The sequence below is a fragment of the Anaeromassilibacillus sp. An250 genome, assembly GCF_002159845.1.
GTDB classification, from domain to species: domain Bacteria; phylum Bacillota; class Clostridia; order Oscillospirales; family Acutalibacteraceae; genus Anaeromassilibacillus; species Anaeromassilibacillus stercoravium.
Window position 1 is genome coordinate 178,394 of sequence record NZ_NFJK01000001.1, and the last position, 19,649, is coordinate 198,042.

Sequence of the window (19,649 nt, forward strand, 5' to 3'; positions counted from 1 at the left end):
CTAAAAGAAGGGGTATGAACGCCCCTGGCAAAACACCGTATCGATAAAATCCCCCGGTGCAGCCTTACGCTGCACCGGGGGATTTTTGTAATCGCGCCTGATTTCTATATGTACAAAGTTCACGATTTTTCCGTCGAACTAGGGTGGCCGGCTCCCGAAACATCCGCAAAGGTGTAAGAATCCAGCTTCTGCCGGACAATTTCCGAAATTTCGTTGTAAATCTCATGAAACCGGCAGCTCGCCGTATGGGTACAAGCATATTCTCCCTGCTGACAACGGCTGATCATGTAGGGGCCTTCCACGGATTCAATGACCCGGCGCAGGGTGATCTCCCCCGCCGGATGCGCCAACATGTACCCGCCGTGGGCGCCTTTGTAGGAAATCATGATGTCGTCCGCCACCAGCTTGCGCAGGATCTTCAGGGCAAAGCGCAGAGGCACATGCGTTTCTTCCGAAATCGTCCGCGCATCCACCTTTTGATTGGCCGCCGCGAGAAATTCCACGATCCGCACCGCATAGTCCGCCTCCAGGGTCATGTGCATCGCTTGTCCACCTCTTAGTCCAAAAAGTCTTTCAGCTTTTTGCTGCGGCTCGGATGGCGAAGCTTGCGCAGGGCCTTGGCTTCAATCTGGCGGATGCGTTCACGGGTGACATTGAACTCCTTGCCTACCTCTTCCAACGTGCGGGAGCGGCCGTCCTCCAGGCCAAAGCGCAGGCTGAGCACCTTTTCCTCGCGGGGGGTGAGGGTGTCCAGTACATCCGCAAGCTGTTCCTTCAAAAGGGTATGGGAAGCTGCGTCCTGCGGGGCGGGGGCGTCGTCATCGGGGATGAAATCCCCCAAATGGCTGTCCTCCTCTTCGCCGATCGGTGTTTCCAAAGAGACGGGCTCCTGCGCAACCCGCATGATCTCCCGCACCTTGTCCACCGGCATGTCCAATTCTGCGGAGATCTCCTCCGCGCTCGGCTCGTGCCCGTTGGTGTGCAGCAGCTGGCTGGAGACTTTCTTTACCTTGTTGATGGTCTCCACCATATGGACCGGGATACGGATGGTCCTCGCCTGGTCCGCTATCGCGCGGGTGATCGCCTGCCGGATCCACCACGTCGCATAGGTGGAAAATTTAAAGCCCTTGGTATAGTCGAACTTCTCCACCGCCTTGATCAGGCCCAGGTTGCCCTCTTGGATCAGGTCCAAGAACTGCATCCCACGGCCCAGATAGCGCTTGGCAATGCTGACGACCAAGCGCAAGTTGGCCTCTGACAGGCGCTTTTTCGCCGCTTCATCCCCCTCCTTGATCCGGATAGCCAGGTCGATTTCCTCTTCCGGGGAAAGCAGCGGCACGCGGCCGATCTCTTTCAAATACACCTTTACAGGGTCGTCAATCGCAATGCCCTCGGTGCTGAGGCTGGATTCCAGATTTTCGTCGGAGGCAGCTTCGGCGGCAAAGTCGATGTCGTCCAAGGGAGCGTCTGCAAAGTCCTCGATAATTTCCACTCCCTGCGCTTCCAAGGTGTCGTAAAATTTTTCAATCTGTTCCGGCTCAAAGTCCAGCTCGCCAAGAGCGTCGAGAATCTCTTTTGTAGAGAGCTGCCCTTTTGCCTTCCCCTGTTCAATCAATTCTCGAATGACCGTTTTCTTGTCCGGTGTTGCTCCTGTTCCCATTTGTAAATCCCCCTATTTCTTCTTCGCCTTTAGTTCCGCCAGATACGCTTCAATGCTCTGCGTCGGAACCGAGGCGGCATCCTCCAGGCGGAGTTTTGCATGTTCCTGTTCAATAACTTCGATATATTCCTGTGCATCCTGCCAAGTGGCGGATACATCGTGATATTTGGCAAAAATGCGGGCGATTGCTCCGATTTCATCCACGGAGAATTCCCCCGAAATATCTGTAAGGCTATAGTCCTTGCCATCCATAATTTTCCCCATAATCACCTGATATACGCGGCGATTAAACGAAGTGGAAAATTTTTCAGGCGGCAAACGGGTATAAATCTCTTTGGCATGGTCGGGATATTTGACCACATAGGCAAGCAACGCTTCTTCTGCGCTGGCGGCCCGCAAATGTTTGACCTTTTCGGGGTTGATGTCGTCCCCAATCCCAGCGGTCTGCTGCTGAAAGGTGCGAAATTGCTTTTGCTGCTGTTGTTTCTGGCGCTTCTTGCTGTTTTTGTCCACCTGCATCATGATGGCGGAGCGGTCGATGCCAATTTCCTCTGCAAGCCTTCCCGCATAGACCTCCTGCTCCATCCGGTTGTCCAAGGTCGCCAAGAGCTCTGCCGCGCCGGTCAAATAGGCGACGCGCCCGTCCGCGCTCTCCATATTGCAATTCCTTCGGATCTTTGCTAAGCGGTATTCGAGGTCATTCCCGCAGGCGTCCAAAAGCTGTTTAAAGCGGGCAGGCCCCTGTTCCCCGTAGGAGCGTATGTACTCGTCCGGGTCCTTGCCGCCCACGATATTGAGCACCTTCACCAGCAACCCGGCTTCGCGAAGCATCGGGATTGCCCGCGCCGTGGCCTTTTGGCCCGCTTCATCCGCGTCGTAGCAGATCACCACTTCTTTCGCATAACGGGACATCAGGCGCGCTTGCTCCATGGTCAAAGCCGTCCCAAGCGTGGCGACCGCATTGGTAAACCCCGCTTGATGCAGGGAAGTCACGTCCATATAGCCCTCGGCCAGAATCAGCTGCTGGCCTCCCTGGTTCTTTGCAAAATTGAGCGCAAACAGGGCGTCACTTTTGCGAAAAACCAGCGTATCGGAAGTATTCAAATATTTGGGTTTTGCATCGGTGAGCACACGCCCGCCAAATGCAATGACATTGCCGCGCAGGTCGATGATCGGATACATCACCCGGCCGAAAAAGCGGTCCAATGCACGTCCACTGCGCCCTTTAAACGCTACATTCGCCTGGATCATCTCCGCCTCTTGATAACCCTTCTTGGCTAGAAAGTCCACCAAGGCAAAGCGGGACGGCGGCGAATACCCCAGCCCAAAGTGACGGATGGTCGCTTGCGTCAACCCGCGGCCGCGCAGATAGGAAAGCCCCGCCGCGCCCTGCTCAGACATTAGCACGGAATGATAGAACCGCGCCGCCTCGCGATTGATTTCCAAGATCCGCGCGCGCAGCTTTGCCATCCCATCGTCCACGCGGTCCTCCGGCACCTGCAAGCCGGCGCGCTGTGCGAGGAAGCGCACCGCTTCCATGTAGTCCAAATTCTCGATGCGGCGGATAAAGGTGATGACATCCCCGCCCACACCGCAGCCAAAGCAATAAAACGAGCCGTTTTCCGCGTACACATTAAAAGACGGCGTTTTCTCATGGTGAAAGGGACACAGCCCGACCATATTCCTGCCGCTGCGCCGCAGGCTGACATACGAAGACACCACATCGACAATATCGCTGCGCATCTTCAGCTCCTGCAAAAAAGCTTCCGGCAAAGGCATTGCCATTCCTCCGATTCAATTCCATCAATAGTGACTCCACGCCTCCGGGATGTAAATATTCTCAAACAGACGGATGGCATAATGATCTGTCATACCTGCGAGATAATCGCAGGCGGCGCGCTCACACCCCTCCTCTTCCGCAATACGCTTCATGTCCTCCGGAAGGTGATCAGGGTTTTTTAAGTAGGTAAAGAGGATTTCGATCAAGGTTGGGACCTTTTTCTCCTCCCCCTTCGCGTAGGGATTATAATAAACCTGTTGGTACATAAACGTATTCAGCTCGTCAAAAGCTTCCTGGCATTCGGGGTCCATGCGGATCTGCCCGTCCTGGCTGTTATCCACCACCGCATTGACCAAGCGGTTGATCCGGGCGGACTTGCTCGTCCCTAAGAGGTCCGTGATCGCTTTGGGAATCTGCGATTCCTCCAAAACACCGGCCCGCTCCGCATCGTCGATGTCGTGGTTGATATAGGCAATGCGGTCTGCATAGCGCACGATCCGCCCCTCTAGCGTAGCGGCCTCCTGTCCGTGCGTGTGGTGCAATATACCGTCGCGCACCTCTTTGGTCAGGTTGAGCCCTGCGCCATTCTTTTCCAGCTTTTCCACCACACGGACACTCTGCTCGTAGTGGCGGAACCCGCCGGGCAGAATCTCATTCAGCGCCCGCTCCCCGGCATGTCCAAACGGCGTATGCCCGAGGTCGTGGCCCAAAGAGATCGCCTCCGTCAAATCCTCATTCAACCGCAGTGCCCTCGCAATCGTGCGCGCAATCTGCGCAACCTCCAACGTATGGGTCAGGCGCGTCCGATAGTGGTCGCCCTCCGGAGACAAAAAGACCTGTGTCTTTCTCTTCAAGCGGCGGAATGCCTTGCAGTGGATAATCCGGTCCCGGTCCCGCTGATAAGGCGTGCGGAGCTCACACTCCTCTTCCGGGCGGTCCCTGCCCTTTGTGTTGCGTGAAAGAGCGGCATACGGCGATAGCGTCTGTTCTTCGATCTGTTGGGTCCGTTCTCTGACATTCATATCCGGCGCACCTTCTTTCCTACAAAGATCGGACCAGTCTCTGGAAAATGTCCCCCGCAAGATTCTATTCCTTTTTCCATAAGCGGGCAGATCTCTCCAAAGAACCTGTCGCTATTTATTTTATACGCGGCAAAGAGCAAATTTCCTGCATAATTTTTATAAAACCTGAAAAAATTTTTTGCCCTCCTCCTGCACCTCAACGGAGCCGCAGGTTGCGTCCGCCAACTTTGGCCGCATACGCCCCAAATCGGCGTCGGTCAGATGGAAATACATGGTTACACGCTCGCCAAACACAGTATCATCTACCGTCCCGCCGCATTCCGGGATCAACGCCTGCAGCCGCCCATATTGGTTATAGTCGCAGGAAAGCGACGCCATAACGCATTCACGCATGGTGACAATCCCAGCAGCTTCCAGCGCAATGGAAGCCCCATGCGAATAAGCGCGCACCAAGCCGCCCGCGCCCAGCAACACGCCGCCAAAATACCGCGTAACCACCACGACGGTGTCCGTGACGCCGGACTTTTGCAGGACATCCAGGGTGGGAATCCCCGCTGTCCCCTGGGGTTCGCTGTCGTCGGAATAGCGCTTGATCTGCCCGTCACGCAAGCAATATGCATAGACATTGTGGGTCGCATCCCAGTATTTCGCCTTCATCTCATTGATGAAGGCAACGGCCTCTTCTTCGGTCTTTACAGGGGCCGCATGGCCGATAAAACGCGAGCGGCGTTCCACAAACGCATCCTCCGCCCGCTTCAGAACGGTTTTATACTCTGTCATAACGCGCCTCCGATGGATTCAGAAAAAGCAGAAGGCGACGCAAAATCACTTTGCGCCGCCCAGTTCATCAAAAAGAAACCCGAATTATTTTTTGTCCTGCATGCCATAACGCTTTTTGAACATATCAACACGACCGCTCGTATCGACCAGCTTCTGCTTACCAGTAAAGAACGGATGGCATTTGGAGCATATTTCAACGCGGATGTTTTCCTTCGTGGATCTCGTCTCAATCACGTTGCCGCAAGCGCAGGTAATCGTCGTTTCTTTGTACTTCGGATGGATCGCTTCCTTCATTTCTGTCACCTCTTTCACCCAAACTGCAACCTAACGTTTGAATTTTAACATAGAACGACTAAAAATGCAAGTGGTAATCCCACAATTTTTCTGCAATTCAATTTGCCGACTGTTGGCGGATGTACTGTGCGTATTCCTCCAAACACATGGAGTATTCCCGCATCTTGACCGCATTCTCCGTTCCAACATACCGGAAGCAAGAAGGCGTATAGGCGGTCCCGGTGGCGCTGGTCTTGTTCTCTGGGTAACGGAGCACGAATCCATAGTTCACACAATTTCGCATCAGCCATTGGTACGCCTGGGACTGCTCAAAAGGCACATCCTCTCCGGATGAAGAAAAGTCCACCAGCATCCCCGTCTGCCATTCGTTGTAACCGCCGCGGCCGACCGTCTTCTCCGCCTGGTCTTCTGCGCGCACACGGCTGTATCCCTCCTGCTCCATCAGCTGCTGCACGGCCGCCTGGTACTGGGCATCCTGCTCCTCTTTGGAAATATAGCCCCCTGCGATCTCCAAGGCGATTCCATCTGCCCGCGCATCCTCCACCATTTTTGAAAGGGCTTCCACAATGCGCTCCTCGAAGGAGAATCCCTCGTATTCCTCCAATTGGACCGTAAAGTCATCCGGAAGCGGCGTGTCCAGATTCACCACCACCAAATTAAACGTATTGTCATACACGGGTAATTCCGCCTCCGACGATACCGGCGGCTGGGAAGACACAGGCGCACTGCTCGGTTCTTCCGCAAACGGCTGCTCAATCTCTATCCAGGCCAAAACAGCTCCAGCCGCTATGGAAATGCACAGCGCAACCACAACAAAGGTCATCACAATTTTTATTTTACGCACTTGGTCCGCCTTTTTCCAACCGGCGCGCGATTTGACCACCTTTTCCCCTTTGTTCTTGCGCATCCCATCATCCCCTTTCCACAATAAAAAATCCATTTTTGTACTTATTGTATCGCGAAACCTAATTTTTTTCAATAAATAGGCATTTCCTTGTACAGGAAATGGAAATAATAATTTGGGATTGCTTTCTTGACGCAACATCTAGTATACTATATATTGAAATAATTTTAAATTTCAAGGATGGCGTTATTTATGAGAAAGACAAAAATTATCTGTACGCTTGGACCTGCGACGGACAATGAATCGGTTCTGCGGGAATTGATGCTTGCAGGGATGGACGTCGCCCGCCTGAACTTTTCTCATCAAACCAATGCAGAGCAAAAAGTCCGGATCGACATGGTTAAAAAACTTCGTGAAGAGCTAAATCTTCCGGTTGCGCTCCTTTTGGACACCAAGGGTCCGGAAATTCGCACGGGGAACTTCTCCCAGAAAAAGGTCACACTGAAAGAAGGGCAAACCTTTACACTGACAACCCGTGATGTGGAAGGCGACGACAAAATCGTCAGCATCACCTTCCCGCGCCTGCCCCAGGAAGTGGCAACCGGCTCGAAGATTCTGATCGATGATGGCCTGATTGAATTGCGCGTGGACTCCTGTACGGATACCGACATCATCTGCACCGTTGTGAACGGAGGCGACGTCTCCTCCCATAAGGGCATCAACGTCCCTGGCGCGCATCTCTCGCTTCCTTTCATCAGCGAAAAAGATAAAGAGGACCTCGCCTTTGGCGTGGAACAGGGCTTCGACTTTATTGCGGCTTCGTTCACCCGCACGGCCCAGGATATCCTCGACCTGCGCGCAGAATTGGAAAAGCACGATTGCCATAACATCCGCATCATCGCAAAAATTGAAAATGCGGACGGCGTCGATAACATCGATGAGATCCTCCGGGTTTCCGATGGCATTATGGTCGCCCGTGGCGACCTCGGCGTTGAGATCCCTCTGCAGGAAATTCCAGTCATCCAAAAGAAACTGATTAAAAAGGGCTATAATGCTGGCCTTCAGGTGATCACCGCCACGCAGATGCTCGACTCCATGATGAAGAACCCGCGTCCTACCCGCGCCGAGGCAACCGACGTTGCCAATGCAATCTATGATGGCACCAGCGCGATTATGCTTTCCGGTGAAACGGCCGCGGGCAAGTACCCGATCCAGGCGCTCAAAACCATGTCTACCATTGCGGAACGTACGGAAGAGGATATCGACTACAAAGGGCGTTTCAAAAAGCGCGATATCGACGAACAGCCGAACGTGACCTCTGCAATTTCCCATGCCACCGTTACAACCGCGCACGATCTCGGCGCTGTAGCGATCATGACTGTATCCAAATCCGGTAAGACTGCGCGCATGATTTCGAAATACCGTCCGTGCTGTCCCATTATCAGCGGCACAACAGACCCCACGGTCCTCCGTCAGATGAACCTCTCCTGGGGCGTCATCCCGATCATGGTGGACGAAAAAGACAACACGGATGAGCTGTTCAACCACGTCGTAGACGTTGCACGCAACAGGGGCCTCGTGAAAAACGGCGACTTGACCGTTATCACTGCCGGCGTACCGCTCGGAGTCTCCGGCACCACCAACCTTTTGAAGGTTCAGCTGGTTGGCGACGTTCTTCTCTCTGGCATGGGTGTGACGAAAAACATTGCTTGCGGCAATCTTTGCGTCTGCAATAATGAAGAGGAAGCGCTCGCCAAGTTTAAAACCGGCGATATTCTGGTCATCCCGCAAACGACCAACCGGGTGCTCAACTTGATGAAGTCTGCAACCGGTATTATCACCGAGCAGGGCGGCGCCAACTCGCATGCAGCGATCGTCGGGCTTGCGCTGGATAAGCCGGTCATTGCCGGCGCGGAACATGCCACACAGATTCTGAAAAGCGGCACGACGGTTACGCTGGATGCATCCCGTGGCATTGTTTTCAGCGGAATTACACAGCAATAAATCATATAGACGCATTCGATTCAACAGAAAGCCTGTACCGACTACAACAGCGGTACAGGCTTCTTATTTTGTCTTCCCTGGCCAAGCATTCCCGGAAGACATCTCTTATAAAATAATATGGAATTGCCAAAGGGCTTTTCCTTAAACCCTTTACTCCGTGCGTCCTACGTCATTGATCCTGCGGATCACGCGGCAGGGATTGCCGACCGCGACGCAGTTTTCCGGAATATCCTTTGTGACGACGCTTCCCGCTCCGATCACGCTCCCTCTTCCAATTCTTACGCCAGGCAAGAGGATGGCACCTCCGCCAATCCAGCAACCGTCCCCGATCGTCACTGGAAGCGCGTATGTCCTGCAAAAATATTCGCCGCTCTCCGGGTCCCAATCGGGCGTCAGGCGCTCCTTCAGCTCCACCGGATGTGTCGCTGTATAAATCTGCACATTTGATGCAATCAGCACATTGTTACCAATTTCAATCCGATTGCAATCCACAAAGGTACAGTTCATATTGATCGAGACATTGTTGCCAAGGTAGATATTGCATCCATAATCGCATGTGAAAGAGCTTCCAATGGATACATTGGACCCGATTCCGCCCAACATCTCCTCTAAAATTTTCCGTTTCTCTTCCTTCTGATCGTATGGCAGGGCATTGTAGGCGGCTAAAAGCCTCCGTGCCTTGCTCTTAAAGCCCAAAAAGATGGGTGCATGGCAATCATACCATTCCCCCGACATACACTTCTCCCATTCGTTTTTCATGAATATCACGCCTTCCCTTTTCTATGATCTTCAAATCAACCATGCACAAAATTATAACCGGAACGATTTTGCGGTTTTTCTATCCTATGCAAGCATGTGCAGCATCAATCCCTCACTCCATTCCCTATATGATAAAAGATGTCCCAAAGCAAGCAGAACCATCTGTTGCCCTGAGACACCTTCAATCTTTATGCAATTATACAGGATGTACCTGCTTTTCCGCATTGGACAGCGCGCTGTTGATGCCATATTCCGCATCCCTACGCTTTTTGAAAAAGTCCAATGCCACCTTCGGGAACTGTGCATAGGAGAGCACGTCCTCTTCCTGCTCAGACCACTCAGCGATCTCCGAACGAAGCTTCTCCAGCTCCGGCTCCAGCAGGTCGGCCGGGCGGCAGGTGATCGGCTTCTCGTCGCCAATGATCTTCTTGCGGAACTCCGGATCGATGGTCACCGGCGTGGTACCGTATTTCCCAGCGACAAGATCCTTGAATTCCTTTGTGCACATCTTATAGCGTTCACCAGTGATAACGTTATACACCGCCTGTGTACCGACAATCTGCGAGGTCGGCGTAACCAGCGGCGGATAACCGGCGTCCTTGCGCACGCGCGGCACCTCTTTGAGCACGTCTTCAAGCTTATCCGCCTTGCCCGCCTGCTTCAGCTGGGACAACAGGTTGGACAGCATGCCGCCCGGGACCTGATACACCAACGCTTTGGTGTTGGTCGCCAGCATGGACGGGTCCAGCAGGCCGCTTTCAATATACTTCGCGCGCAGCGGCATGAAATACTCGCGAATTTCATTCAACAATTTGAGGTCAAGGCCGGTATCGTATTTGGTGCCCTGGAGGGCCGCCACCATGGACTCGGTCGGCGCATGCGAAGTGCCCAGCGCCAGCGGCGACATTGCCGTGTCGATCATATCCACACCGGCCTCAATACCCTTCAGCATGCACATGCAAGCCAAGCCGGATGTATAATGCGTATGCAATTGGATCGGAATCTTGACCGCACCCTTCAACGCCTTGACCAAGTCATAGGTCTCATAGGGAGTGAGCAAAGCGGCCATATCCTTGATGCAGATGGAATCCGCACCCGCATTTTCAATGCGCTTCGCGTATTTCACATAATAGTCCGTGGTAAAGACCGGACCGGTGGTATAGGAAATGGCAACCTGCGCATGGCCGCCTTCCTTTTTCGCCGCGCGGATGGCGGTCTGTAAATTCTTAATATCGTTCAGCGCGTCAAAAATACGGATGATGTCGATGCCGTTTGCAATGGAACGCTGCACCAGATATTCTACAACATCGTCCGCATAGTGGCGGTATCCCAGCATATTCTGGCCGCGGAACAGCATTTGCAACTTGGTATGCGGGCAATGCTTGCGGATGGTGCGCAAACGCTCCCATGGATCTTCATTCAAAAAGCGCAAGCAGGCGTCATAAGTCGCGCCGCCCCAGCATTCCAACGAATGATAGCCGACCTGATCCAGCTTTTCCAAAATCGGCAACATATCGCCGATCGGCATTCTGGTGGCAATCAGGGACTGGTGCGCGTCACGAAGTACCACTTCGGTAATTCCAATTTTTTTATTAGCCATAGTTTTGATATGTCCCTCCTAAATGTTATTCAATGAAAAGCTCTTACTGGAGGGAAACAAGCGCCGTTCCGGACTCAACGCTGTCGCCCTTGTTGACATGGACAGCCGCAACGGTCGCGTCATGGGGTGCCATAATCTCATTTTCCATCTTCATCGCTTCCAAAATCACCAGGATGTCGCCCTTCTTGACCGCCTGGCCAACCTTTACATCAATGGACATAATCGTGCCCGGCATGGGAGAAGAAATGACCTCTGCGCCGGCAGCCGGCGCAGGCGCTTTCGGAGCGGGAGCCGCCTTGGGTGCCGGAGCGGCAGCCGGGACCGCAGGAGCAGCACCGCCGCTGACCTCTTCCACCTGCACATCATAAGGCGTGCCGTTTACCGTAATTCTGAGCGTTTTCATATTGTGATCCTCCTGACAGTAATGACAAAATTTTAATGCTTAGATCTGAATATTCGAATGCTTCTTCGGCAATCTGGAAACGCGCTTTCCTTCCAACATTTCAAGGTTGGCGATCACTTTCGCGCGCGTTTCGGCCGGGTCAATGATATCTTCAATAAAGCCTTCGGCAGCCGCTGCAAACGGCGTTGCCTCGGTCGCTTTGTATTCCTCAATCAGCTTATTGCGGGCCTCTTTGGTATTGCCAGATTTCTTCAGCCGGTCGCTCCACAGGAACATCGCCGCTGTCTGCGGCGCCAACGGGCAAACAACCGCATTGGCCCAGGCCATCGTGTAGTCGGCATTCGCACCGCGTCCAGCAATTGCAACATACACCGGGCCATATGCTTCGCCCGTGATCACGGTAATCTTTGCCGTGGTCGCCTCCGAATAGGCGTTGCTTAACTTCGACGCTTCACGCACCGAAGTGAACTCTTTCGCATCCACCAGCGTGACCACCGGGATGGAAAACGCATCGCAGAAACGAACAAACCGCGCCGCTTTGGAGCAGGAATCTACGTCCAGCACCCCGTTCAATGCAGTAACGCCCACTGTAGAGCCACCAATCTGCGTCAGACCTGTGACCGCAGATGTGCCAAACGCACCGTTTAACTCCATAAAGCTTCCTTTGTCGGAAATCGCCTCTACGATCTTCTTTGTATCCGCTCCGGCTGTGATAGCCGTATCCGAAGGATCGGAAGATTCAAACACCGGCGCGCCGGCCAAATTATTGGAAGGCAAAACGGCAAGTAACTTGCGTACCTGCATCATTGCCTCCTGATCGTCTTTCGCCACCACATGGCAGATGCCCAGCTTTGCGGCATCTTCCGCCGTACCGTCTTTGCCCGTGGTATCAATCGTCAGCTGCGCCTTTTTCGTCATGACAACAATATCGGCACTCGCCGCGATCATTGCAGAAGTGCCCAGGCAGGGGCCAAGCACAAGGGAAATCTGCGGAACAACACCGGAAAGGTTGTTGTTTCCCAATAAGATCTCCCCATAGGCGGCCAGCATATCCGCCCCTTGGTTTAAGCGGCCTCCGATGGAATCGTAGATCCCCACCACCGGCGAGCCGGTCTTGACCGCCAAATCATAAATCTTTTTGATCTTCGCTGCCTGCGCCTTCGACATTGCGCCGCCATCCACATCGCTGTTCTGGACAAAGGCGTACGCCGGGCAACCATCCACTTCGCCGTAGCCGGCAACCACTTCTGCAGAGCCGTCGCCCGACTTTGCAAAGCCGTCAACCTCATTAAAGGTTCCTTCGTCAAACAAAGCGGTGATACATTGGAACCCCTTTGTTTTTGCCGCAGCCTCGCGAAACGCTTGTAGCCGTTCTGCACTGCTTCCTGTGCTCATGATGATAACTCCTCCATTCTATCGATTGGTGCCACCCTGCTTGTCCACCAGAACAACGGAGCAGAGCAGATAAAAATTCCATAAAAACATTCCGCAATAAAATAAATAGATTATTACAATTGTTTTTATTATAATATATTCCAAAAGTCTTGACAAGAGTTTCTTGGGCAATTCGTCCTCAATCTTTACAGATTTTTACAATTTTTGACAAATCACAAACAAACTTTCTCCCTTCTGCGAGGAATCCGGATGCTTTTAACAGCGTTCCTAAGCCTGGAACTTCGGTTTCGATGCGGTAGGCTCCCTTGTTTGCGCCATAGGACGCGGCCGCACGCATCAAACTGTCCGAACAGATCCGGGCGTTTAAGTCCGGCTGCTCCAGATTGGAACCGAACACCTCCATCTTCCGCATCCGCAGAACAGAGTCCTTTACATCCACAGCCACATAGCCGAGTTCATCGGCCGGATCGCCCATCATCAAAACGGCGGCGTGGTCTCCTTTGTCCGGCAGGTCTGCCAGCAGCTCTTGGACCCGCTTGGGATCTTGCAGCGGAAGTATGGTAATCATGTTTTGTTTCCCCTTTCCGGTTCATTTGGTTTTGTTGCGCCCGTTTGTCCGCTTTCGCGCCCGCCATCAGGCGCTTGACTTCATCGGCTGTGAGCTCCCGCCATTTTCCCGGCTGAAGCATCCCAAGGCGCACGGGGCCAATGGCAATCCGTTTGAGACGTGCGACTTCAAGTCCCAATGCCTCGCACATTTTCCGGATTTCGCGGTTGCGCCCTTCATAGAGCACCATTTCCAGCACCACGCGCCCAGGTTCCTGGGAAAGCACCCGCACATCGGCTGGGGCCGTCTTTCTGCCCTCGATCTCTATGCCCACCGCCATCTGCGTGAGCTGGTCTTCTGTAATCGAAGGCCGCACGGTTACGCGGTATGTCTTCGGCACATGCTTGGAAGGATGCATCATCGCGTTGGCAAACGCGCCGTCATTTGTCATCAGCAGAAGTCCCTCGGAGTCCCGGTCGAGCCGTCCCACGGGGTAAACCCGCTCTGGAATTTCCTGGACAAGTTCTGCCACGCATTTGCGGTCCATCTCGTCGCTCATCGTCGTAATAAAGCCGCGCGGTTTGTGCAGCATAATATACACTTCCTGCACATGGGATTCCACCGGCTTCCCCTTCACCGTGACCTTGTCCTTTTTGGGGTCTACCTTATCCCCAATCTTGGCCACAGACCCATTGACGCGCACTTCGCCGGCCGCGATCATCTCCTCCGCCTTGCGCCGGGAGGCAATGCCGCAGTCGGCGAGCATTTTCTGTAATCGTACCTCTTTAGCCATCCATTCAACATCCTTTACCAATTTCATTCAATCTGAAAAAAGGTCCGCACGGCCTCCACCAGCCGTTCCCATAAGCTCTTTTCCCTGGGAGTCTGTTCCGCGCATCCCTGTGCGGTCAAAACAGTTTCCGCGATCTCCTGCCCGTCCAGGATATAGCGCACCCGGCCCACCGCCTGTTGTTCCATCACAGGCGCATATACAAAACGCGGCAATTCCACAATGCGCTTGACCCGTTCGGCGGCGCCCCGCGGGATCACCACCACCTCGCCTGCGCTCCCCCGCACCTGAACCGAACGGGCCAACCCGCCGGTGACCGGAAGGCTTGCCATATACCCGCTGTCGTCCACTGGGTAGCACTCCAATTTGGAAAACCCATCATTCAAAAGCGCCATATGGTCGTTCCAATCATCCGGGGCGTTCAGCGTCACCGCAATCAAACGGATACCGTCGCGCTCCGCCGCTGAAACGAGGCAGCGCCCCGACTTTTTTGTAAAGCCGGTTTTCACACCAGTACATCCCTCATACAAGTTCAAAAGCTTATTGTGATTGGTATACCTGCGGGTTTGATCCGGGGTTATGAAAGAAATATTCATCGCTTTCTGGCCCACAATGGCGGCAAAATCCGGATTTTTCATAGCCGCCGCAGCCAAAGTCGCCATGTCGCGCGCCGTAGAATAATGCGCGTCGTCGTCCAGACCAGAAGGGGTGACAAAATGCGTATGTTCCATGCCCAGCTCCTGGGCACGCTGGTTCATTTTCTCTGCAAAAGCTTCCGTTGATCCAGAAATCGCGATGGCCGCAGAATTGGCTGCATCATTGCCAGAGACAATGAGCATCCCCGCCGCCAAACTTTTCAGAGTCAGCTGATCGCCAGGCTGCAACCCCATGGACGAGCCTTCCACGCGTACCATTTCATCGGTAATGGTAACCACTGGATCGTCCGCCGCCGCGGTTTCCAAGGCGATCAAAGCGGTCATGATCTTGGTTGTACTGGCCATGGACCGTTGTTCGTCCGCGTTTTTCTCGTAGAGCACCTTTCCGCTGTCCACATGGATCACAATCGCCGCCTGCGCGGAGACTTGAGGCCCCCCTTCCGCAAATGCGGCCGGAGCGGCACTGACGGATAGAAAAAAGCTCACAACGCCTGCCAGAATTGCACATAATGATTTTTTACACAAAGCAACCACCTGCCCATAAAGGTATATGCAGGCGGCTGCGCAATTTAGTATTCGATTTTATTCGGCTGGGGATTCCGCCGCTTTCTCCGCTTTTTTCGCCTTTTTTTCTTCGCTTTTCTTGCTCACAATCCCGCTGATCTTATCCACAACGTCCGGCACCATGCCGACAATCCGGTCAGCCGAGCTATTATACGGGTCGATCTGCAAAAGCTTGACATTGCCGTTGGAGATCGTAAGAAACGCAATCGGATTGATGGAGATCCCTGCGCCCGTGCCGCCGCCGAAAAATTCTTTTTCGCTCTGCACCTTGGAGGGGAAATCCGAGCCGCCGGAGGCAAAGCCATAGGAAATTTTCGAAATGGGTATGATGATGGTTCCGTCCGGGGCCGTAATCGGGTCCCCCACAATGGAATTGACGTCCACCATCTGCTTGATTTTTTCCAAAGTGGTATTCATCATGCCTTCAATTGGATGGTCGCTCATTTTGATACACCGCCTTTTTCAATTTGGTTTGCTTCTTTTATCCACATACCGTAAAAGGTTGATCCGGGCAAAATTTTGTTTTAGGATGTGCTCTGAACCGCTTGTCCGCCTTCTTTTTGCAGCTGCACCAGGTGCACAAGCGCCCCGAGCACACCGCTGATCAAAAACAAAAGCCGGATATGCGCCTGAAAGTCCAAAACGGCGCTGCTTTCCTTTTGATCAAAGTCCGGCGTAATCTGCACATGGTACCGTTTACAAATACAATTGTGCAAAAAAGCGCTCAACGCCGTACAGACAATCCCGCATACATACCCGTAGTTCACGGCCGCCTGCGCCGCATCCTCATCCGCCACCAGGATCTCAAGGTGCAGACGTGTCACCACCAGATGCGAAAATAGCCTGCGCGCCGTCCTCGTGGCCACTTCGCCAACTTGGCGCAAAAGCTTCAATAAGCCGGAAATGCCCTTCTCTTCCAGTATCTCCTGAAATTTTGATTTCTTGTGCTCCTCCGGTTCCTTTTTCTCGGATTCAGGGAACTCTTTCGCCTCTTTCTTGGGCTTTTCCTTGGGAGGCGCCACTTGATAGGTGAAAAACAGATACCGGATTTTGATCGTGAATTCTTTTTGGAAGCCTACAACGATCGTAACCGGGCAGAGCAAGAGCAGAAACAATGCGAGCAGAATTCCCGCTACAATCCAAACAGCTATCATAAGCGCCCCCTAGCTCTGTTCCACTTCCTCACCGGCTTCTTCTTCCTCCGTTTCCTCCTGTTTATGCGGCAAAGGAGGAAGTTCGCTTAGAGAAGAGATATTGAGGCAGCGCAAAAAATCGGAGGTTGTCCCATATAAGAGCGGTCTGCCCGGCAACTCCAATCTTCCCCGTTCCTCAATCAACCCTTTTGCGGTCAAGCTTCCCAACACGCCGGAACAGTCCACGCCGCGAATCTGTTCCACAAACGCCTTAGTCACCGGTTGGTTGTAGGCGACAATCGCCAAAACCTCCATGGCGGCCTGGGAAAGCGGCGTGTTCCTGCGCAGGTCGAGCGCCTGGCGCACCTCCTCCGCATACGCGGGGTTGCTGCACATCTGGTAAGAGTCCTCCAATTTGACGATCCGGACGCCACCGTCCTCCGTATTAAAATCGTCCATCACACTCTGCATCAATTTGGCGGCGGTTGTCCGGTCCAGGGAAAGCACCTGCGCCACGCGATCCGTCGACACCGCATCCCCGCTGGCAAAGAGGATGGCTTCTATTGCTCCTCGGATCTTTTTGATTTCCAATGTCGTTCACCGCCGTCCATCAATTTTACGGTCGCCGTCCCGCCTTCGCCTTCAATGCGCACGCGCTTGCCTTTCACCAGCTCCAGTACGGCGAGGAAGGTCGCCACCAGATCGGACTTATCCCGTTTTTCTATGAAAAGGCTTTCATACTCCACCGCTTTCACTTTCCATAACCGGCGCAGCACATAGACAATCTGGGAAGCGACCGACACAATCCTGTGCGTGACGATCCCAGAAAACGATTGCGGGGAGGGCGGTGCAGCGCGCTTTCCACGCCCCGCCGCAGTTAAATACGCTTTTAAGAGTTCCCGCGGATCGTGGTGCCGCTTGTAACGCTTATCCGGCTCGATTTCGGCCGGTTCCCGCACATAGATATTGTAAGAAAACCGTTCCGCAAGCTGCGCCGCAACCTTTTTGCACTCCTGGTATTCCAGCAACTGCCCGGTGAGTTCTTGCCGGAGCGCCTCCATCTCCTCGTGCTTTGGAAGGAGGGAGACCGTTTTCATATATACAAGCCGCGCCGCCATCTCCAGGAATTCACTGGAGACATCCATGTCAGCCTCTTGCATGGCATTGATCTGCTCCATATATTGATCCAGAAGCTCGGAAATCTGTATATCACAGATGTCCAACTTATTCTTGGTGATCAGATAGAGCAAGAGGTCCAAGGGCCCTTCAAATGTTTCCAACTTATAGGATAGCTTTTCCATAGGGCCCTCGTATTATAACAGGCCAAACAGCTGGTATGGGAGCTGGGCCAGCCACATCACACCGTTGTAGCAGATGTTCTGCAAAAAGCTGATCGGGCCGTCCAACAGGCCCGTAAAAAGCACCAGCATCAGCACCATCATGATGATATTCTGGTACCGGTAATAACTGTACAGCGCCCGGTTTGAAAGGAATGCGCCCACGATCCGGGAACCGTCCAGAGGCGGGATGGGCAGCAGGTTGAACACCGCCAGGCCCACATTGATGATGATATAATATTGGAAGAACACCAGCACAAAGGTTGGCACGCTGAAATTCGTCGCCAAAAGGACGCCGATATAGATCAAAGCGCCGATCAGAGAGGCCAACAGATTGGAAACGGGTCCCGCCAGCGCTGTGATGGCCATCCCGCGCTTGGGATTTTTAAAATTGTTCGGATTGACCGGCACCGGCTTTGCCCAACCAAAGCCAAACAACAGCAGGAACAACGCTCCCAACGGGTCCACACTTGCTATGGGATTGAAGGTCAAGCGGCCCTGGTATTTGGCCGTATTGTCTCCAAGCTTATACGCCACCCACCCATGGGCAAACTCGTGCAAAGGCAAAATACAGAAAATGACGAACAACACCGCCACGATCTGCATCAGGATACTCATAAAATCGACCGAGCCACCGCTGAACAACGAGCGAATGACACTAAACAGCATAAAAACACGCTCCTTCTAAATATAATACATCCGCCCGGCGGAAAAACCAACCGATTAGGCCGTTGATGGACACCATGCTTTTCCAAGGAACCGCACAGCTCCTGTTTACTTCCATAGCAGCAAACGCTTTTTCCATTGCATCAAATGAGCGGCCGTACCTCTTATAGGTCATCACGTTTTGTCGTTTTATTATAATACGTTTGGCTTCAAAATACAAGATATGGGAGGCCAGCGCGCGATTTTGTGGAAATGTTTGCCGCTTTGCAAAATATTCTTGCGAAAAAGCTTGCAATTGCCAGAGGAATCTGCTAGAATACTACTGTTGTAATTTTGATAAGCCCGTTAAAGGAGGTGCAGACTCATGGCAAAATGTGATGTTTGTGGCAAGGATATTGCTTTCGGTATCAAGGTTTCTCATTCTCACAGACGTGCGAACAGAACTTGGAAGCCCAACATTCGTCGCGTGAAGGCGATTGTAAATGGCAGCCCCAAGCGTATTTACGCCTGCACCCGTTGCTTGCGTTCCGGCAAGGTTACCCGTGCCGTCTAAACTGAACAAAGAAGCTGAAAGGAGTCCTAAAGGGCTCCTTTTTCGTTATAATTTTATAAGAGAAGCGATAAAAGGCTGTTGAACACATCGAGACGGATGCGTTCAACAGCCTTTTTCGATTTTTTCCGTTATAGTCGCTCAATGCTTTTTCACGCTGAGTTTCTTTTCCGTGCCCGCACGCAAGCGCGCGATATTCGCATGATGTTTTCCGACCAGCAGCCCTCCCAGGAAAAGCGCCACAATCATGGTCAGGACGCAATACGTCGGGCTTCCAATCTGGAACATGCGGTAATCGACCAGATAGTTAAACACAAACGTGCAAATTGGGAATGCAATCCCAGCACTGATCGATCCTGCCGATACAATGCGCGTCAGCAGGACAACCACAATAAACACCACAATCACAACAACAAAACTGCGCCAGTCGATCAGCAGAATGATGGACCAACTGGTCAAGACCCCTTTTCCGCCCCGGAAACCAAAGAACACCGGAAAGTCATGCCCCAATACACAGAAGATACCAGCCAAATACGCGCCGTACTGGACAAACTCCCACGAAGAGACACCCGCCAACGGATAGGCGGCCGCAAAATATTGGAACAGCAACCTCCCGATGAAGACCGCCAGCACCCCTTTGATAAAGTCAAACGCAAAGGTACAGGCCGCCGCCCGTTTTCCCACGGAGCGGAGGACATTCGTTGTTCCAGCATTGCCGCTTCCCATTTCGCGGATATCCTCGTGGCTGAACAACTTTGTAAAAATAATGGAAGAGTTGATGCTTCCCAGCAAATAGGAAATGACCATCGTCAAGATGGCCGGCAAGACAGCGCTCATGAAAATACCCATGGATCGTTCCCCCTAC

General features: G+C 53.0%; 22 protein-coding genes. 2 read left to right on the forward strand and 20 right to left on the reverse strand.

What is annotated here, in order from left to right; translation table 11 throughout:
- Positions 1–119: 119 nt before the first annotated feature.
- The 7 genes from B5F54_RS00850 to B5F54_RS00880 form a co-directional block, all read right to left on the reverse strand.
- Positions 120–542 carry an RrF2 family transcriptional regulator gene (locus B5F54_RS00850; RefSeq protein WP_087229136.1) on the reverse strand — a complete coding sequence of 141 codons (423 nt, stop codon included), beginning with the start codon at positions 540–542 and terminating at the stop codon, positions 120–122.
- Between the two features lie 14 nt (positions 543–556).
- Positions 557–1,660 carry an RNA polymerase sigma factor RpoD gene (gene rpoD, locus B5F54_RS00855; RefSeq protein ID WP_087229139.1) on the reverse strand — a complete coding sequence of 368 codons (1,104 nt, stop codon included), beginning with the start codon at positions 1,658–1,660 and terminating at the stop codon, positions 557–559.
- Positions 1,661–1,672: 12 nt separating this feature from the next.
- On the reverse strand, positions 1,673–3,439 hold the full coding sequence (gene dnaG, locus B5F54_RS00860; RefSeq protein WP_087229141.1) for a DNA primase: 1,767 nt from the start codon (positions 3,437–3,439) through the stop codon (positions 1,673–1,675).
- A 24-nt stretch (positions 3,440–3,463) separates the two neighbouring features.
- A complete protein-coding gene (locus B5F54_RS00865; RefSeq protein ID WP_087229145.1) occupies positions 3,464–4,462 on the reverse strand; it encodes a deoxyguanosinetriphosphate triphosphohydrolase in 999 nt (332 codons plus the stop codon).
- Between the two features lie 156 nt (positions 4,463–4,618).
- Positions 4,619–5,242, reverse strand: a complete 624-nt coding sequence (locus B5F54_RS00870) for a YigZ family protein (protein WP_087229147.1) — start codon at positions 5,240–5,242, stop codon at positions 4,619–4,621.
- 84 nt (positions 5,243–5,326) lie between these two features.
- Positions 5,327–5,536, reverse strand: a complete 210-nt coding sequence (gene rpmE / locus B5F54_RS00875) for a 50S ribosomal protein L31 (RefSeq protein WP_054323125.1) — start codon at positions 5,534–5,536, stop codon at positions 5,327–5,329.
- 97 nt (positions 5,537–5,633) lie between these two features.
- Complete coding sequence (locus tag B5F54_RS00880) at positions 5,634–6,443, reverse strand: M15 family metallopeptidase (protein ID WP_172749488.1); 810 nt, start codon at positions 6,441–6,443, stop codon at positions 5,634–5,636.
- A gap of 189 nt (positions 6,444–6,632) precedes the next feature.
- On the opposite strand from B5F54_RS00880, the gene pyk reads away from it, so the two are divergent.
- Positions 6,633–8,384: a pyruvate kinase gene (pyk, locus tag B5F54_RS00885; protein ID WP_087229153.1), complete on the forward strand. Its 1,752-nt coding sequence runs from the start codon at positions 6,633–6,635 to the stop codon at positions 8,382–8,384.
- A 150-nt stretch (positions 8,385–8,534) separates the two neighbouring features.
- Here the strand turns inward: pyk and B5F54_RS00890 are convergent, their stop codons facing one another.
- From B5F54_RS00890 to B5F54_RS00945, 12 genes are all read right to left on the reverse strand, one after another.
- A complete protein-coding gene (locus B5F54_RS00890; protein ID WP_087229156.1) occupies positions 8,535–9,143 on the reverse strand; it encodes a sugar O-acetyltransferase in 609 nt (202 codons plus the stop codon).
- Between the two features lie 196 nt (positions 9,144–9,339).
- Positions 9,340–10,743 carry an oxaloacetate decarboxylase subunit alpha gene (locus B5F54_RS00895; protein WP_087229159.1) on the reverse strand — a complete coding sequence of 468 codons (1,404 nt, stop codon included), beginning with the start codon at positions 10,741–10,743 and terminating at the stop codon, positions 9,340–9,342.
- Between the two features lie 43 nt (positions 10,744–10,786).
- Positions 10,787–11,146 carry a biotin/lipoyl-containing protein gene (locus B5F54_RS00900; protein WP_087229161.1) on the reverse strand — a complete coding sequence of 120 codons (360 nt, stop codon included), beginning with the start codon at positions 11,144–11,146 and terminating at the stop codon, positions 10,787–10,789.
- 39 nt (positions 11,147–11,185) lie between these two features.
- Entirely contained in the window at positions 11,186–12,541 is a 1,356-nt protein-coding gene (locus tag B5F54_RS00905; protein ID WP_087229164.1) for an acyl-CoA carboxylase subunit beta, read from the reverse strand.
- 178 nt (positions 12,542–12,719) lie between these two features.
- Positions 12,720–13,022 (reverse strand): hypothetical protein, encoded by a 303-nt coding sequence (locus tag B5F54_RS00910; RefSeq protein ID WP_172749490.1) that lies wholly within the window; start codon positions 13,020–13,022, stop codon positions 12,720–12,722.
- Positions 12,997–13,881: a pseudouridine synthase gene (locus tag B5F54_RS00915; protein ID WP_087229582.1), complete on the reverse strand. Its 885-nt coding sequence runs from the start codon at positions 13,879–13,881 to the stop codon at positions 12,997–12,999. Before B5F54_RS00915 ends, B5F54_RS00910 begins: the two co-directional genes overlap by 26 nt.
- Positions 13,882–13,904: 23 nt before the next feature.
- A complete protein-coding gene (locus tag B5F54_RS00920; RefSeq protein WP_087229170.1) occupies positions 13,905–15,068 on the reverse strand; it encodes a D-alanyl-D-alanine carboxypeptidase family protein in 1,164 nt (387 codons plus the stop codon).
- Between the two features lie 48 nt (positions 15,069–15,116).
- A complete protein-coding gene (gene ytfJ, locus B5F54_RS00925) occupies positions 15,117–15,542 on the reverse strand; it encodes a GerW family sporulation protein (RefSeq protein WP_087229173.1) in 426 nt (141 codons plus the stop codon).
- 80 nt (positions 15,543–15,622) lie between these two features.
- Entirely contained in the window at positions 15,623–16,252 is a 630-nt protein-coding gene (locus tag B5F54_RS00930; RefSeq protein WP_087229176.1) for a DUF2953 domain-containing protein, read from the reverse strand.
- 9 nt (positions 16,253–16,261) lie between these two features.
- Positions 16,262–16,822 (reverse strand): SMC-Scp complex subunit ScpB, encoded by a 561-nt coding sequence (scpB, locus tag B5F54_RS00935; protein ID WP_087229179.1) that lies wholly within the window; start codon positions 16,820–16,822, stop codon positions 16,262–16,264.
- The gene (locus B5F54_RS00940; RefSeq protein ID WP_087229182.1) at positions 16,792–17,532 is read right to left on the reverse strand and encodes a segregation and condensation protein A; all 741 of its coding nucleotides are present in this window, start codon (positions 17,530–17,532) and stop codon (positions 16,792–16,794) included. Before B5F54_RS00940 ends, scpB begins: the two co-directional genes overlap by 31 nt.
- 12 nt (positions 17,533–17,544) lie before the next feature.
- Positions 17,545–18,237 carry a site-2 protease family protein gene (locus B5F54_RS00945; RefSeq protein WP_087229185.1) on the reverse strand — a complete coding sequence of 231 codons (693 nt, stop codon included), beginning with the start codon at positions 18,235–18,237 and terminating at the stop codon, positions 17,545–17,547.
- A 361-nt stretch (positions 18,238–18,598) separates the two neighbouring features.
- Between B5F54_RS00945 and rpmB the strand changes: the two genes are divergently transcribed.
- A complete protein-coding gene (gene rpmB, locus B5F54_RS00955; protein WP_054323139.1) occupies positions 18,599–18,787 on the forward strand; it encodes a 50S ribosomal protein L28 in 189 nt (62 codons plus the stop codon).
- A 138-nt stretch (positions 18,788–18,925) separates the two neighbouring features.
- On the opposite strand, the gene plsY is transcribed toward rpmB, so the two are convergent.
- Complete coding sequence (plsY, locus tag B5F54_RS00960) at positions 18,926–19,633, reverse strand: glycerol-3-phosphate 1-O-acyltransferase PlsY (protein WP_087229191.1); 708 nt, start codon at positions 19,631–19,633, stop codon at positions 18,926–18,928.
- Positions 19,634–19,649: the final 16 nt, after the last annotated feature.